General features: G+C 40.4%; 11 protein-coding genes. 10 read left to right on the top strand and 1 reads right to left on the bottom strand.

Going from position 1 to position 16,786, the window contains the following annotated elements:
- Nucleotides 1–82: 82 nt before the first annotated feature.
- The gene (locus tag GMES_RS04665) at nucleotides 83–307 is read right to left on the bottom strand and encodes a hypothetical protein (protein WP_006991431.1); all 225 of its coding nucleotides are present in this window, start codon (nucleotides 305–307) and stop codon (nucleotides 83–85) included.
- A 971-nt stretch (nucleotides 308–1,278) separates the two neighbouring features.
- On the opposite strand from GMES_RS04665, the gene GMES_RS04660 reads away from it, so the two are divergent.
- The 10 genes from GMES_RS04660 to GMES_RS04615 form a co-directional block, all read left to right on the top strand.
- The gene (locus GMES_RS04660; protein WP_006991430.1) at nucleotides 1,279–2,781 is read left to right on the top strand and encodes a sigma-54 interaction domain-containing protein; all 1,503 of its coding nucleotides are present in this window, start codon (nucleotides 1,279–1,281) and stop codon (nucleotides 2,779–2,781) included.
- A 62-nt stretch (nucleotides 2,782–2,843) separates the two neighbouring features.
- A complete protein-coding gene (gene hsdR, locus GMES_RS04655; protein ID WP_006991429.1) occupies nucleotides 2,844–6,386 on the top strand; it encodes a type I restriction-modification system endonuclease in 3,543 nt (1,180 codons plus the stop codon).
- Between the two features lie 158 nt (nucleotides 6,387–6,544).
- Nucleotides 6,545–8,164, top strand: coding sequence for an N-6 DNA methylase (locus GMES_RS04650; RefSeq protein WP_006991428.1), 1,620 nt, complete (start codon nucleotides 6,545–6,547; stop codon nucleotides 8,162–8,164).
- Nucleotides 8,164–9,672 carry a restriction endonuclease subunit S gene (locus GMES_RS04645; RefSeq protein ID WP_006991427.1) on the top strand — a complete coding sequence of 503 codons (1,509 nt, stop codon included), beginning with the start codon at nucleotides 8,164–8,166 and terminating at the stop codon, nucleotides 9,670–9,672. The genes GMES_RS04650 and GMES_RS04645 overlap by 1 nt, the downstream gene beginning before the upstream one ends.
- Nucleotides 9,673–9,739: 67 nt before the next feature.
- Nucleotides 9,740–11,134 carry a zincin-like metallopeptidase domain-containing protein gene (locus GMES_RS21990; protein WP_006991426.1) on the top strand — a complete coding sequence of 465 codons (1,395 nt, stop codon included), beginning with the start codon at nucleotides 9,740–9,742 and terminating at the stop codon, nucleotides 11,132–11,134.
- Between the two features lie 26 nt (nucleotides 11,135–11,160).
- Nucleotides 11,161–11,685, top strand: coding sequence for a hypothetical protein (locus tag GMES_RS04635; RefSeq protein WP_006991425.1), 525 nt, complete (start codon nucleotides 11,161–11,163; stop codon nucleotides 11,683–11,685).
- A gap of 411 nt (nucleotides 11,686–12,096) precedes the next feature.
- On the top strand, nucleotides 12,097–14,013 hold the full coding sequence (locus tag GMES_RS04630) for an McrB family protein (protein WP_006991423.1): 1,917 nt from the start codon (nucleotides 12,097–12,099) through the stop codon (nucleotides 14,011–14,013).
- Nucleotides 14,014–14,019: 6 nt separating this feature from the next.
- Nucleotides 14,020–15,372: an McrC family protein gene (locus GMES_RS04625; protein ID WP_006991422.1), complete on the top strand. Its 1,353-nt coding sequence runs from the start codon at nucleotides 14,020–14,022 to the stop codon at nucleotides 15,370–15,372.
- 132 nt (nucleotides 15,373–15,504) lie between these two features.
- On the top strand, nucleotides 15,505–15,831 hold the full coding sequence (locus GMES_RS04620; protein WP_006991421.1) for a hypothetical protein: 327 nt from the start codon (nucleotides 15,505–15,507) through the stop codon (nucleotides 15,829–15,831).
- Nucleotides 15,832–15,844: 13 nt separating this feature from the next.
- Nucleotides 15,845–16,786: hypothetical protein (locus GMES_RS04615; protein WP_039986580.1), on the top strand; the 942-nt coding region annotated here is incomplete at its 3' end.

Genomic DNA, 16,786 nt, shown 5'->3' with positions numbered 1-16,786 from the left:
AATCGGCACTAAGCTTTATCAAATTTGTTTAGAAAGGTATGTCCGTCAACTAAATCGATTTCATTTAGGTTTTAAAATCGTTTTAGTCATTTTTTCGGCCTCTTTGCGCTAGTTCTTCCGTAGCAGCAAGTCTTTCCATTTCTGCAACATCGCAATGCAAATGATCTTCGCAGCGAAAGATAATTTTCTTTGTGATGCTGTTCGGTTTGTCCGGTGAAGACGCAATGATCTCAGTTTTAATATCGACATGCTTTTTACTACATACTGAGCCTTCAGCATTATGGAAATCAATTTCGTATGTTTGCATTACTAGCTCCGTCGAAGTCTTTTTTGTGGAAATTGAGCCTCTATATGTGGCTATGGGGTGAGGTTTCTATTTAGCTAGATTTGGGGGGATATTGCCAAGACTTTATGGGAATATAGAGATGAGATCAGGCAACTAAATAGTCTTTTTTCATTTGACTATTCTACCGTCATAGTTGGCGTGAGGAAGTCGCTAACCTATTAATTTATTTAAAATTAATTCCATTTCATGAATTATTTTAAGTAAATTTAAAGCAATGCTTTATTACTTTAAAGCATCAAAGGAATTGTGATGGATATCCATTATGTCCGTTAGCTTCGAAAATCGTAGAAGCAAATCCTCTATGGTTCTTTAAGCCACCGATTAGGTGGTGCTGGGATCCATTATTCCCAATGTCTACTAGTAAAGTAGAAGTAGATCCTATGCGGTTCTTTAAGCCACCGATTAGGTGGTGCTGGGATCCATTATTTCCAATGTCTACTTGTAAAGTAGAAGTAGATCCTATGCGGTTCTTTAAACCAGCGATTAGGTGGTGATGAGCATCCATCGTGCTCATTATCTGATAACTCACAGCTTAAATCTGATGACCTAATTCTGTCACTTGCGTATCAAGATGTACTTACATTATAACTAAGTTATCTGGGTGTCAATGGTTATTTCTGTTTTAAAACAATGGCTTATGTATATCGCGCATATATTTATAGAGAGGGAAGTTAACTATCTGAAAAATTAAAAATAAATAACAGACCTCATTTTTCAGTTTAATAAAAATAATTTTCCCGCAAACACTATGGGCTAAGTACGTCACAAGGTAAATCAATATAGTCGGCTTATGTCTTTGTGGTTAATGTGTCTTTGGCTTCGGCGGAGCTAAAGATTAAAGGAAGACACAACATCAGGAAAAATCTAAATGTAATTATTATTTAAAAATGTAATATTAATTACACTTAAGCGCATCAAACGGATTTTTGAAAATGAATACATTGCTAACGTGGCTTGGAAAAACAGACATTGATAAAGCTCTCGAAGATCAAGAAGCGGCTCTTGCTACTATCGCACTTAATAACGATAAACCTTTTGATAAAATTGTGATCTTGGCGAGTGCTTGGGATTCTGAATGGGAAGGGTATCTAGGTTGGTTGAAAGCTAGGTTAGTGGCATCAAAAAGACCATTCGCAGATGTTGCCATTCATAGAGCAAAAATTAAGACGCCTATCGATTACGAAACCATCCTTTCTGAGTCTAATATTTGGATCGACAAACTATCTAACGAAAGCAAAAAGTTAACCATTAGCTTGACCTCGGGCACACCCGCTATGATAGCCACGGCCGTTATCCTAGGTAAAGCCAGATCAAATGTTGAGTTCATTCAGTCTTCCGAAAAAGTCGGAATCATAAAACCAAACATCCCCGTAGATTTTGCCAAGGCATATGTCAAATCAGCTGCCAAAGGCATGGCGAATAAAGCGTTGAAAGATCCTAACGTGGCTAAAAGCCTCAGCGAAATTATCGCCAAATCGCCTGATATGCTCGATATTATACGCAAAGCTAAAATTTTAGCGGGATCTGAGTTACCTGTATTGGTCTTGGGTGAAACCGGAACCGGTAAAGAAGTCATGTCCAACGCTATTCATATTGATAGCTTAAGGGCTGATAAGCCTTTTAAAGCCGTAAACTGTGGAGCGTTGCCCCAATCGTTAGTTGACACAATATTGTTTGGGCATGAAAAAGGCGCATTTACCGGAGCAGACAAACAGCATAAAGGACTTTTTGAACAAGCAGATGGCGGCACATTATTCTTAGACGAAGTCGGAGAGTTGCCTGCGGATGTGCAAGTCAAGTTGCTTAGAGTTTTGCAAGAAGGCAGCATAACTCGTGTCGGAGGGAGTGAATCTATACATATTGATGTCAGAATTATAGCAGCAACCCACCGAGATCTTTTAAAGATGGTTGAAGCAAACGATTTCAGAGAAGACTTATTTTATCGTTTAGCAGTAGGTGTCATTCATATCCCTAGTCTACGAGAGCGAACCCAAGACATACCAATATTAGTAGCAGAGTTAATGGCTGAAATTAATGTTGCTGCTTCAACTCAACATTCCAATAAAAGTAAAAATATTTCCGAAAAGGGAATGGAGTTTATCCTGAGCCAGCCTTGGCCAGGTAATATCCGTGAACTGTGGAATACATTGAATCGAGCCTCTCTATGGGGTGAAGGCGGTGAAGTTTCAGAAATTGATCTGAGTGATGCGATAATAAATCGCCTCATAACTCATGAAATGGCTGACGTAACATTGTCTTTTAATGATAAAGTCGACATTATCCAACTTACTGATCGTTATCAAAAAAGTTATATTCGAGCTGCGCTTAAAGCCAGCGGGAATGTCAAAAAGCACGCCACGCAAATGTTAGGGTTAAAAGATCATCAAACTCTCAGCAATTGGATGAAGCGTTTGGATATCGATTCAGGAAAGTAACTGCGAACTTGTAGTTGGTATTAAAGTTGCGAAGCCCACTAAGTTAAAGGAGTACTTAGTCAGTGAAAAAATCAAATTTTGAATTCTTAAAAGGCGTTAACGATATTCTTTACCGTATTGCGCTTGCGGCTGAGAAAAATTTCCCTGACGATCCCAATACTACTCTTATAAAACTTCGCATGTTTGGTGAAGCTTCAGCAAAAAACATCGCTAAATTACTCGATATTGAAATTCCGCCAACGCAACACGATTTAGTCAGAGAGCTAGCTAAGGTCTCATGGGTTGATGACGCAATCATCAACGTATTTCATTCGCTGCGCAAAGTAGGCAATCAAGCGGTTCATGATTATCACAATGATCTTGATGATGCCGAGATGGCACTTCGCTTAGCGTATCGCTTGAGTGTTTGGTACTACCGTTTAATCAAAAATGATGCTGATTTTGCAGCCCCTATATTTGTGTTACCAGCCGGTCACCGAGAAGCTGAATATCAGCTTGAAGTCACCGAGCTAAAACAAGCCTTACAGCAAGCATTGAACACTAATACGCAAACCGATGCCGAGCTTGAAGCCAATAAAAATAAACTAATTGCACTCAGTGGTTACATTTCTATCTTAGAAAGTAAGCAAGAAGAAACACAAGCGCAAACAGCCGCAAGAGTGAATGCCCTTGAAGCAGAACTCAAACAGAAAGACCAAGAACTTGCTAATAAAACAGACGTTGAGCGTGAAACGTATAAACAGGAAATCACCCAACGTGCAGCCGCTCGTCGCTTAGATTTATCTGAGAAAGAAACCCGTTTTATTATAGACCAACAGTTGCGCGATGCAGGATGGGCAGCCGATACAAAAGCCTTAAATTATGCCAACGGCACACGCCCTCAACTTGGTAAAAATTTAGCGATAGCAGAATGGCCCACCGACAAAGATGAGAACGGTGATACGGGTTTTGCTGATTACGTACTGTTTGTTGGGTTAAAACCAATGGGCATAGTTGAAGCTAAAAAAATTAATATCGATGTATGTGCAAAGCTAACCGAAGCACATCGTTATAGTATTTATTTTAACTACGAGCATTTGAATAGTGAGATTTTAATTCAAGCGACGAACGACCCCATCAACCGCGAAAAAATTGAAGGCAAAATCGCAGAGCAGAGTAAGGGTTATTTAACCTCATGGCCTGAGTCACAACAGCCTGAGGCGCGCAGATATAAAATCCCGTTTGTATTTTCAGCGAATGGGCGTAACTATCAACGCCAAATACTTACTAAAAGCGGTATCTGGTATCGGGATGTTCGTAACGTCAGTAATGATGCTAAAGCATTACCCGCATGGCACACACCGGGCGAGTTAAAAGCCAAGCTCGCCAGTGATAACAATGCAGCCCATAAATGGCTAGAAAACAACAAGCCGACTGACTTAGGTTTACGTTATTTTCAAGAAGAAGCCGTTACCGCGACCGAGCAAGCCATTAAAAAAGGCCAACAAAATATTCTGCTAGCAATGGCGACAGGTACAGGTAAAACACGAACGGCAATAGCGTTAATGTACCGCTTAGTGCAATCACGTCGTTTTAATCGCGTGTTGTTTTTAGTGGATCGCCGCTCATTAGGTGAACAAGCACTCAACTCTTTTGACGATACACGTATTAACGATGTGCCGTTCAATACCATTTTTAATATCAAAGGTTTCACCGATAAGTTTCCGTCAGGTGCTACTAAAATACATGTGGCCACTATCCAATCACTGGTTAAGCGCACGCTACAAAGTGACGAGTTTATGCCAGTAGAACGCTACGACTGTATTATTGTCGACGAAGCGCACCGAGGTTATATTCTTGATAAAGAACAAACCGATGGTGAAATGGAATTTCGCGATCAATTAGATTATGTGTCTACTTATCGGCGTATTCTCGACCATTTTGATGCCGTTAAAATTGGTTTAACCGCTACTCCAGCGTTACATACCACTAAGATATTCGGTTTGCCGGTGTATCGCTACAGTTACCGTAAAGCGGTAATCGACGGTTACTTAACCGACCAAGAACCCCCCATAAAAATAGTCACTAAGCTAAACCGAGATGGCATTTATTTAGACAAAGGCACCCAAGTCACGCGCTTAACTAACCAAGGTGAGTTAGTTGAAGATACCTTAGAAGACGAACAAGATTTCGAAGTCGCAAATTTTAATCGCGACATTATTGCCCCTAGCTTTACCAAAGTAGTGGCTGAATCATTGGCAGGTTCACTAAATCCAACAGGGCATCAAAAAACCTTAATTTTTTGTGTTAACAATACTCACGCCGACATGGTGGTTGAAGAGTTACGTGCTGCATGTAAAGTCAAATATCCAAGTCTTGAACACGACGCCATTATTAAAATCACTGGCACCAGTGATAAAGACCCGAAAAAAATACAAAGCATCATCACTCGCTTCAAAAAAGAGCGCTTACCCAATATTGTGGTCACCGTAGATTTATTAACCACAGGTATCGATATACCCAGCATTTGTAATTTAGTATTTTTACGTAAAGTAAAAAGCCGAATTTTATACGAGCAAATGAAAGGCCGCGCCACACGCCTGTGCCCAGAAGTAGGTAAAAACAGTTTTAAAATTTATGATGCAGTTAACCTATACGACACCCTAGAATCGGTCGATACTATGCGCCCAGTGGTTGTGCGCCCCAAGGTCGAACTCAAAACCTTGGTCAACGAGATAGCCGATCCAGAAACTTATAAAACCCTCGAGGCAGATGGGCGCAGTTTTGCAGTGCATAGCCACGAACAACTGGTGGCCAAAGTACAACGTATTGTTACCCACGGCCTGTTTAACCGTGAAAAATCAACCGGTATCGAACAAAGTATTAAACGCCTCGACGAAACGCTAGAGCAAAGCGCAGGTTGTAACTTTGCCAGCCTTGCACACACTTTAAAAAGCCAAGGGCCAGAGCAAAGTGCTGTCATATTTAGCCAGTTGCCAAAACTGATTGAGAACCTCGAAGATCTTAAAATGCAAATTAATGAGCTGCGCGGCGAACCTATTTTTACCGACATCGACGATGAGTTGATAGAGATGAAACAAGGTTTTGGCGAATATGACACACCGCAAGATTTTCTTGAAGCTTTTGATAACCTAGTCGCCCAAAGCGAAAACAAAAAGGCCGCATTACGCACCGTTATAGCCAAACCTAAAGACCTAACCCGGAAAGCGCTATTAGAGTTGCAAGAATGGTTTGACGCCCAATCGTTCGACGAATCAACCCTACGTGTAGCTTGGCAAAAAACCACTAATCGAGACATAGCTGCCCGTTTAATAGGCCATATTCGCCGTGCTGCATTAGGGGATGCACTGCTACCTTTTGACCAACGAGTAGATAACGCCCTACACAAAATTCAACAACAAAAAGACTGGAACCCAGAGCAATTAAGCTGGTTAGAACGCCTTGCCAACAGTTTAAAAGAACAAGTTGCCATTGACGACGACACCTTCAAAACCGGCAACTACAAACGCCGTGGAGGCAAACAAAAACTAGAAGCCATATTCGACGGAAAGCTCGAGTACATACTCGAACAATTTAATGATTTCATGTGGGAACAACCCGCGTAAATAGAATTTATAAATTAAACAAAATATAAGCCAAAATGATCGAAGCTTTAATAAAGCGGTCAAATTTTCAGGAGTATGAGCATAGTAAACTATGTGATTACGACGAAAATGCAGACCATGCCGTTAAAAGTTAGAGCATAAAGGCGATAGGAAGAAGAATGAACAACAATGATTTAGTCGCCAAGCTCTGGAAAATGTGTGACAACTTGCGTGACGGTGGTGTGTCTTACCAAAACTACGTAAACGAACTCGCCTCTTTGCTGTTTTTAAAAATGACCGAGCAAACCGGCCAAGAAACCGACTTACTGCCACAAGGCCAACGCTGGGAAGATTTAAAAGCCAAAATAGGCCTAGAGCAATTACAATTTTACCGTGAAATGCTAGTAAAACTGGGCAATGACAAACACGCCATAGTGCGTTCGATTTTTCAAAACGTGAATACCACAATTACCAACGCAGGCCAATTAACTGAGTTAGTCAGCACCATGGACGGACTCGATTGGTTTGAAACAGGCAGCCAAGGCAATGTGCTTAAAAGCCGTGATGACTTTGGCGACATGTACGAAGGGCTATTGCAAAAAAACGCCAACGAAACCAAATCAGGCGCAGGCCAATATTTCACCCCTAGACCGCTTATTAGCACTATGGTGAAATTGCTCAAACCCCAACCTCGCGAGATCATTCAAGACCCAGCGGCAGGGACAGCAGGCTTTTTAATCGAAGCCGACAAATACATTAAAAGCCAAACCAACGATCTAGACGACTTAGACGACCTAGGCCAAGAGTTCCAAATGAAAAGCGCCTTTGTAGGGCTAGAACTTGTGCCCGAAACCCGCCGGTTAGCCCTCATGAACTGTTTATTACACGACATTGAAGGCAAAGCCGATGTAGGCGGGGCTATCCGTCTAGGTAACAGCTTAGGTAACGACGGTGAAAAGCTCCCCAAAGCCAATGTGATCTTAACCAACCCACCTTTTGGCAGCGCCTCAAGCACAAACATTACCCGCACTTTTGTTTACCCCACTTCAAACAAACAATTGTGTTTTATGCAGCATATTTACAATAGCCTTGAGCCAGGTGGCCGTGCGGCAGTCGTCATCCCCGATAACGTGTTATTCGAGGCCGGTGTAGGCACCCGAATACGCACCGACTTTATGCATAAATGTAACCTGCACACTATTTTACGCCTGCCCACCGGTATTTTTTACGCCGCAGGGGTAAAAACCAATGTGCTGTTTTTCCAAAAAGGCACGCCACAAAACCCTAATCAAGATAAAGAATGCACCACTGATACTTGGGTGTACGATCTGCGTACTAACATGCAAACTTTTGGCAAACGCAGCCCCTTTACTGGCAAATACCTTGAAAGTTTTGAGCAAGCCTATGGCGGTGACGCCAACGGCCAAAGTGCCCGTGAAGAGGGCATTTACAATGTTTTAGGTTGCACTACCGAAGTAGATACAGAGGCTGAGAGCAGCCTTGAGCCAAACGAAAAGCTAGAAAACGCCCGCTGGCGCAAATTTTCTCGTCAATTCATTAAAGACAAAGGTGACAGCCTAGATATCAGCTGGCTTAAAGACAATTCAGTCACCGATGCTGCTAACTTGCCTGCTCCCGAAGTGCTTGCCACCGAAGCGATGACCGAGTTAACAGAGGCCTTGCGAGAAATGAATCAATTGATGGTTGATTTAGGCGCTATAGAAGAAGCCCAAGGTCAAGTAACGTTTTTGGCGGAAGAGTTTGGTCTAGAAAAGAAAGTGATTGAGGTCGTTGAATAATGGCTCAACAAGAGGTAGTGAAATTACCTAAAGGTTGGATTGAAGGTACCGCTTCTGACTTGGTGTTAAATCCTAAAAACGATATTGTAGATGGACCTTTTGGTTCTAACCTAAAAGCTTCAGAATATACAGATTCAGGGACTCCAATTGTCAGAATTCAAAATGTTAAGCGCTTCAGGTTTGTTGATAAAAACATTCATTTTGTAACAGACGGAAAAGCTGAACAATTAAAGCGACATAGCTTTAAAGCTGGAGATGTTTTAATTACAAAACTTGGTGAGCCATTAGGTTTAGCTTGTATTGCTCCTAAAAGGTTAGAATATGGAATTATAGTTGCTGATATTGTTCGTGCGCGTCCTTATGCCGAAATTAGCAATAAGTTCATGACTTACCTTTTAAACTCTAAAATCGTAATTGAACAGATAAGTAAACATACTAAAGGGAGCACCAGGGCGCGAATAAACCTAGGAGTAGTTCGTAATTTAGAAATTCCTATACCACCACTCCCAGAGCAAAAGCGCATTGTCGAAAAGCTCGACAGCTTAATGTCGCAGGTCGACACCATACAGCAACGCCTGAACAACTTACCCAACATCATCAAACACTTCCGCCAATCCGTCCTCGCCGCCGCCGTCTCCGGCAAACTCACCGAACAATGGCGCAAGGGAAATGATGTAACCAATGTGAAATCGTCCATGTCTGATATTTTATCCGCTAGAAGTGAAATAGTTAACGCTAGGAATAAAGTACCAGAACATCATCTTAAGGATGAAGAATATCCCATTGATAACAGCTGGGAATGGGTTTCATTAGATGTTTTATCTTCAAAAATTGTTGATGGTGTGCATCATAAGCCCGAATATATTGAAGAGGGTATTCCTTTCATGTCAGTAAAAGACATTAAAAATGGGAAAATATCCTTCGACTTTTGTAAGTATATTAGTGAAAAGACTCATAAAGAAATTCATCCTCGATGTAACCCTGCAAGAGGTGATTTGTTAATAACTAAAAGCGGCACTATTGGTCGAACTGCAATTATTGATACAGATGACGTTTTTGATTTATTTGTAAGTGTTGCACTAATAAAGCCCGCATCCAGTGACGTTAACATGAAGTTTATTGATATAGCGCTTCGAAAATGGGTTAACGGCATTGATGTTTCTAGTCGAGTAGTGGGGACTGCTATTAAGAATTTACATTTAAGGGATATGCGAGTTTTGGCAATACCATTTGCGCCAATCGAAGAACAAACCGAAATTGTCCGCCTTGTCGAACAACACTTCGCCTTAGCCGATACCCTAGAAAAGCACCTGAAAAACGCCAAACAACGGGTGGATAACTTAACCCAATCCATTTTAGCCAAAGCGTTTAAAGGTGAGTTAGTCCCCCAGGACCCCAACGACGAACCCGCCGAACAACTACTCGCCCGCATAAAAGCCGCCCGAGCCGAAGCCGAGCAATTAGAAAAGGCTGCAAAGAAAGTTAAATCTAAATCAGCGAAGAGCTAACCGTGGATTTATAGTGAAAGCGATTGATAATGCCAAATTTGTTAACCATTAGAGAGGGATTTGATAGATGAGTAATATAGCCGAGTTTAGAAGTAATCGATTATTGCGACTTGAGTATTCTTTGGCCACAGGAAGGTCTATTGAAAGCTTAATGAAAAAAGCAGAGGGACTGCATGGCAATATGCAATTTAATACGTTTTTACAACAGACCTCAAGGCTCGATTGGTTAGATTACGATGAGTCCCTCAACGCTAATATTTCTGTGATTAGAACTGTGGCTAAGAGTTTGTCTGAGCTAGAACAAGGTGTATGTTATTCAATCACTGAATTAGTCGATGAGCTTAACGGTAAGCGCGCTACCACTCGCTTAGATAAAATATTTCCAATGCTAGAATCTGAATTTTGGGGTGGGGTTACCAAAGGTGAATTGCTGCCTTTGCTAAAAGAGTTTACCTTCTGGCTAGATTACATAGACGAACTTGATTTAGGCGATGACCTTGATTCTGCTGACAGTTTACTAAAATTTTTACAACAGCCCTTGTTTAAACAAGTAACTCGGTTAGTTGAATTGACCGAATTAGTACCAGCGAACTGGGATTTAGATGCGAACGTTTTTCAAAACATTCTTAAAGGCATTTCACGCTCTGACAAGGAGTTTGTTCAGGAGTGGTTGTCTAGCGTATCAACCAGCCACCACTATAACGCTAAATCTCATCGTGAGTATAAATCCCTTTACACATGGATGTTTCTATCGATGTTAGTTGTACAAAACAACTATAAATTTAATTTGTGGGCGACAAAGAAACAGTGGTTAAAAATGGGGTATAAGCTCAAACCTGACGCGAAACCGGCTCCCGTTTTTCATTACTTTACTACCAACAATGACAATGACGTTGTTATTACCGACGAGCAAAAAGCGCCAGACGCAGTTGGACGCAAAATCTCAATCGTTTATAACGCTGACGAAGTGGTTGGCTTTGGTGGTAGATGCTTTAGTGAGACAAAAGTTACTTCACTACCAATATTAGAACGACGGATTGACGAACTGGGCGTTCGTGTAGAGCATCATAATGGCGACGCTTATTACCTCCCCCATGACGACGTAATATTTATGCCTGATAAAAGTCTGTTCAAAGAGAAAGATGCTACAAAAACCTACTACGCGACTTTATTGCATGAAATGGTGCACTGGACAGGGCATGAAACACGTTGTAATCGACAGTTTGGCGACGGCGATAGCGACCCCGCTTATGCTTTTGAAGAGCTTGTGGCTGAAATTGGCTCATCTTTTCTTTGTTCAAGATTGGGTTTAACAAAACAAGTGCGAGAGTCTTCGATTCGTTATATAGCGGGTTGGTTAAGTGAGCTAAGCGATATGGTTTGGGGCAAAACCATACAGGACGCCGGTACACTTGCTAATCGCGCCAGTAGTTTCATTTATGTCCCCAAGCGTGATGATTAATATTTGTGTTTTTTAAAAATAGAAAAATGGAAGATGAAATTAGGGCAATGGCACAAAAAATTGCAGGTTACCAAAAGGTAATTCATCAGCTTGAAGAAGAAAATACGCAGGTTAATGCTGAAAAAAATGATTTAAAAAGGCAACTCATAAAGTATCAGGCAATTTGTCGCGTTGAGAATCAAATAATGGATAGCGAATTCAGTCCTGCAACATCTTCTTCCGAAGGCATGAAGATGTTTAAAGGACTTTTTAAAAAAGATTTCTATTGTTTAGATGATGTAGATGTAGATATTTTGAATGTATTTTTACAAAAAATTCATGCTTTGAGAACAGGTCTTTATCAGCCATCTTCAAGTGCTATTGCTAGTTGTGACGAGTTTTTTAACTTTAATCGTGTGTTAGTGAAAAGAGAATATTTGGCGATGTTGTATGCATTGCTAGATATTAAAGTGACATCTCGTCGTTTCGAAAGTTTCAATCGAGAAATAGCTTCAGACGAGGTAATTGTGATGATCGAGATATTGTTTTTATTTATTGAAGCTGGAGTGTAATTAAGCTGAACCCCAAAAAATAATGTTGTCAGGTAAATGGATTGATTCTTCTGAGATGTTAGTGTTAATACTTTTTATTTGTAGATAAATCATGTGGTTATGTAGTGACAGCAAAGAAGTACAATCATAACTTTATTATAATCTACAGGGTGTGGCCCGCAATACATTCAGGCGCTGCAAAGCCCATACTGGGCGGTCAATATGGCTGTTGAAATACAAGGGGAATATCTAATGTTGCTCTAGATAGTACTTGTATTTAATGAACTACGCAGCGCAGCTTAATTTAGCGAGTGGTGCACTTCGGAGTTGAATTCGCGTTTACATGTTTGGGGAAGAACATATCCCTCACCCAAAAACGAAATTGATGTTAATCCTATTGTTGTAGGCGAATGATTAAAAAAGGTGGTTAAAATGACTCGCTTCAGTCAAGCACAATTTGAAACACTAAAAAAGTATGCGGGTATCAAAAAAGATAATGCCAACGACCAACATTTAGTTGCGGTAAAACTTTTAAAGGACGCCTATGAACTCACCCAAATTTGGGCTGATAAAGTAAGGCAGAAGCGCTTTCCCCAAGGTGAAATTAAACTTCGAAAAAGTCCTATCAATCAAGCGGGGAATTTTGCCGAATATACCTGGGCCAAGATATATCCCACTTCTGATTCCCGTAAAGAGCTTGCTCATACAGTAGGTATTTATACTGAAGGTTTTACAGTTAAAATTGATACTGTAAACGTTGATAACGCCTTACGGAAAAGATATGAGAACGTTAGAGGGGATTATTCTGACTCTCCTATAGTCAGCTCGATTTCGATCGAAGACGGGCTTGCTATGACGATGGATCAGTTGGTTGATTGGAGTATAAAAAAAATCGCCGAGTTTAGCCCGACCTATGATGAAGTATCTAAAGAAATTGGCTTGTCTCCAGTGCATGTCTCGCATTCTAAGGTTCCAGAAGACCCTCAGGATGATTATCAGAAGTCAAAACTTTCAATGTCGTTAAACCAAATATTTTATGGCCCTCCTGGCACAGGTAAAACATTTCATACAATTGAAGCTGCAGTTATTGCTGCTGAACCAAATTTTCAAGCCAATTCAAGGGGAGAACTGAAAGCTAAGTATGATGAATTAGTGGCTGAAGAGCGTATTCGATTTGTTACTTTTCATCAAAGTTATGGGTATGAAGAATTTGTTGAAGGTTTGCGAGCTAACTCTGAGGAGGGTGTAATTAGCTATGATGTAGAGCCTGGCATTTTTAAACAGATATGTACTGACGCCTCTAAAAATATTGCTAAATCAATGCAGCTAAATAGTAAGACCGATTTTTCTGTTTGCTGGGATAAGTTCCTAAACGAATTTGATGAGGAAGGAGTGAAAATCCAGACAAAAAAATCGTCGTTCATGGTAACTGAGATTACAGACAAAACGATTCATTTTGAGAAAACCCAAGGTACTAGTCAGCATTCTTTAGCAATAAAAACGCTCAGGGGGGTGTTCGACGGCAGTAAAGTCATAAAAGGTGGCTTAAATGTTTACTACCAACCCTTAGTCGAGCACTTAAAGCAATTTAGCAAAAAGGATACATTGGTACCTGAACCTTTAAAAAACTTTGTCCTGATCATTGACGAAATTAACAGAGGTAACATCTCCAAGATTTTTGGTGAGTTGATCACCTTAATTGAAGATTCAAAACGGGCACATCCAACTAATACTGAAGCACTAGAAGTAGTTTTACCTAACTCTGGCGATTCATTTTCGGTCCCATCAAATCTGTATTTAATTGGCACTATGAATACCGCAGACCGTTCGTTAGCGATGATGGATACCGCACTGCGCCGTCGCTTTGATTTTGTTGAGATGATGCCAAAACCACACTTATTCGATGGAATATTAGTTGAGGGCATTTCAATTACTAAATTGCTTTTTACTATGAATAGGCGAATTGAGGCGCTGTATGACAGAGAGCATACTCTAGGCCACGCATTTTTTGTTCCCGTAATGCTGGCGTTTGAATCAGGAGATGAACAGCGGGCATTTGAAGAACTAAAAAGTGTGTTTACCAATAAGGTGATTCCTCTGCTGGAAGAATATTTTTTTGATGATTGGAATAAGATTCGTTTGGTATTGGGAGACAATCAAAAGCCCGAACATCTGCAATTTGTGACTCAAGATGAGGTGCCTTATCAAGAGTTATTTGGAGACAACCATGGTTTGGATACCTACGAGCAGGCTCAAATTACTTATTCATTGGTCTCTTACCTAGAGCAAGATACCGTGTGGGACAAGGCTGCTGCGTACCAAGCTATTTATCCGTCTGATAATGTGTAGCGTTAAATGGTAAAAACAGCGTTACAAGTATTTGAGTATGGCTGCGTCGCAGTAGGCACAGATAAATTATTGCCTAAAGGGATTACGGCTATTCCTGCTGCTGCGTATCTATATCTAAAACAGATTTGCCTAAACGAAATCGTCAATACGCAGTTTTTGCGTCTGAAAAATTTGAGCGGTGTTGAAGTACTTCAATTACAAAATTACGCAGGGGTTATTCTGACACCTGACGGTACTCAAATAGAGGTGCTACCAAAAGTTGCCAAACACAGCAATCTTGAGAATAGTTTAGCTAAATCTCGTGCCGCGCTATTAAACATGCTGAGAGAGTTAGGATCGTTCCGACATATTCAGACCAACACAGCCAGCGTGAAACACCAAAAAATGCCTCTTTTAGAGGTATTTATAAGCCAGTTTCTTTCAAGCGTAAATCAGCTCATTAAAAAAGGGCTAAAGAGTGAATATCGCGAGCGGCGTGACAATTTACTTTACTTGAAAGGAAAGCTACGAGTCTCGGAACAAATTAAGCATAATTGCGTCAGCCAACACAAATTTGCTGTTGAGTATGACGAGTTTCTGCCTAATACCTTACCTAACCAACTTGTTAAAACTGCTCTGAGCAAAGTAATCACTCTGACACGTTCTGGTACCCATCAAAAACTAGCAAGAGAGTTACTATTTGCATTCGAAGACGTTACGTTTATTGAACGCTTAACCAGCGATACCGAAAACATCCATGTAAGCAGAGGAATGGACTATTACCAGTCGCCCATCGCATGGTCTAACTTGATATTAAAAGGTCATTCCCCGTTAACCATGAGCGGAAATTCAAAAGCGTTTTCATTACTGTTCCCATTAGAGTCAGTATTCGAAAACTATGTAGCCAGTATACTTGCCAAATTGACGCCAAAAAACATCAAATTTAGTAGCCAAGCGAAATCGCAGCACTTAGTGACCTATAACACCAAAGGGATGTTTAAACTTAAGCCCGATTTGATGTTGTCATCAAATAATCAAGCATTGGTGGTGTTGGACACTAAGTGGAAGCTAATTGATTTGGATAAGAACAACGGAACAGACAAATACCAACTACCGCAGGCAGACTTTTATCAAATGTTTGCTTATGGTCAAAAGTATCTTGGCGGCAAGGGAGAATTAATTTTAATCTATCCTGCCAGTAAACAATTCAATCAACCTATTCCGTTTTCATTTAATTTTTCAGATGAACTTTTGTTATGGGTCGTGCCGTTTGATATCCAACACGACACTTTGGACGAAAACCGTATTGTATTTCCCAATGAAACGGTATTAGAGAGTCTGCTAAATAGGCGTTTGGAATGCCAAAGAAGTTTGAGGTAAATTCATCTATAGAGATTCTAGCAAAAAGAGATAATAAGATTATTTCTGAAAAGGGGGAAGATCAAAAAAACTGTTAAGCGATAAACCAATTGGTTTATGTAGGTACTAATTAATATAAGTGATGATGTAAAAATGGATTTTAGCAATATTATTGAACGCATTATTACCCTAAATCATGCTTGGAAACTTGCCAGGGATGAGTTTGGCGCAAAGCATTCAATTACCGAGTCGCTTAGACTGCAAAAGTCGTCCTGGCAGGCAACTTTATTACGGGACTTTCCGAAAGTATGTTTTCTACATAAAGATGACGAAAACGTTGACGGCGAACCTCTACTCAGTGTTCGATTAGTTAAACCCACTTCAATAAATGGCTTCATGCGCCATGATGCTGAGCATATGCCTGAGCGCATCGCTAAAGAGTTATTTCATGCAACAGAGCTAGAAAGCTTGATTCGATAGGAGAGCAGTATATATGGAAGCTTCAATGTTAAACCAAGATACTATTATGGGTATTGATGCCATAACATTTTTAATAATTGCCATTATTAGTGTGATTTTCATAATGGCTTTGGCTTCGCAAATTGGTTACGTCATCAGTGAAAGAAAGCGTCGACAACCATTTAATAAAATCAAACAAATTTTAGGTCAAAAAGACGTTATCGTTTTGAGGGAAGAGGTAGGTGATGTAAGGCAGTGGTTGAGCCGATCACTACAATTTACAAGCGCTGATCAAGACTTGGTAGCGGAAAAGGATGCAAGAGGTTTTAAAACGCTCGTTCCGATTTATCAGTTATTGTGTAGTGAACCCAATATCAACGGTAAAGGTATCCCTGCGCTACTAACCAGTATTGGTGTGGCAGGCACATTTCTGGGAATTACATTAGGGTTATCTGATTTTAACTTTAGTGATGTGGGTGAGAATTCAGCTTCTTTATTACAATCAGCAGTCGTTCTGCTAGAAGGAATGAAAACAGCCTTTTATACGTCACTCGCTGGTATGGCTACTTCGGCTATTTTCATGATCGTTATTCAAATACATGAAAAATTCCAGCGTAGTCAAACTCGAAAGCTAAATGCGCATCTAGCTAATTTACTTCATGAGGTATCTCCAACATATTATCTTCAAAAATTAGTCGCTCAAACCGATAATCAAGAGCAATTCAACGCCCAACAAGAATCAGCGCAGGCGATGCAAAATGTGAGTCAACAACTTGCGACGTTTTTGAATAAGTTTGAAGAGCTTGGTAATAACTTCAACGGTGAAAAAATGGCTGGGCAAATCGCCGATGCGGTAGACCGCACGATGAAAGAATCAATTGCGCCCGTATTGATTGATTTTAAAGAAGAGCTTAAAGCAGTTAGAGAGTTTAAAGAAGATAATAGCGAAGCATTATTAACTCAATTAGTCGCCACT

The organism is Paraglaciecola mesophila KMM 241, from assembly GCF_000315015.1.
Taxonomy (GTDB): Bacteria; Pseudomonadota; Gammaproteobacteria; order Enterobacterales; family Alteromonadaceae; genus Paraglaciecola; species Paraglaciecola mesophila.
Note: the sequence above shows the minus strand (reverse complement) of the source record. Positions and strands in the feature narration are given on the sequence as shown.

What these genes read in the sequence shown, in the direction of transcription:
- GMES_RS04665 (WP_006991431.1), bottom strand. Translation starts at nt 307, where the DNA reads ATGCAAACATACGAAATTGATTTCCATAATGCTGAAGGCTCAGTATGT.
- GMES_RS04660 (WP_006991430.1), top strand. Translation starts at nt 1,279, where the DNA reads ATGAATACATTGCTAACGTGGCTTGGAAAAACAGACATTGATAAAGCT.
- GMES_RS04650 (WP_006991428.1), top strand. Translation starts at nt 6,545, where the DNA reads ATGAACAACAATGATTTAGTCGCCAAGCTCTGGAAAATGTGTGACAAC.
- GMES_RS04645 (WP_006991427.1), top strand. Translation starts at nt 8,164, where the DNA reads ATGGCTCAACAAGAGGTAGTGAAATTACCTAAAGGTTGGATTGAAGGT.
- GMES_RS21990 (WP_006991426.1), top strand. Translation starts at nt 9,740, where the DNA reads ATGAGTAATATAGCCGAGTTTAGAAGTAATCGATTATTGCGACTTGAG.
- GMES_RS04635 (WP_006991425.1), top strand. Translation starts at nt 11,161, where the DNA reads ATGGAAGATGAAATTAGGGCAATGGCACAAAAAATTGCAGGTTACCAA.
- GMES_RS04630 (WP_006991423.1), top strand. Translation starts at nt 12,097, where the DNA reads ATGACTCGCTTCAGTCAAGCACAATTTGAAACACTAAAAAAGTATGCG.
- GMES_RS04625 (WP_006991422.1), top strand. Translation starts at nt 14,020, where the DNA reads ATGGTAAAAACAGCGTTACAAGTATTTGAGTATGGCTGCGTCGCAGTA.
- GMES_RS04620 (WP_006991421.1), top strand. Translation starts at nt 15,505, where the DNA reads ATGGATTTTAGCAATATTATTGAACGCATTATTACCCTAAATCATGCT.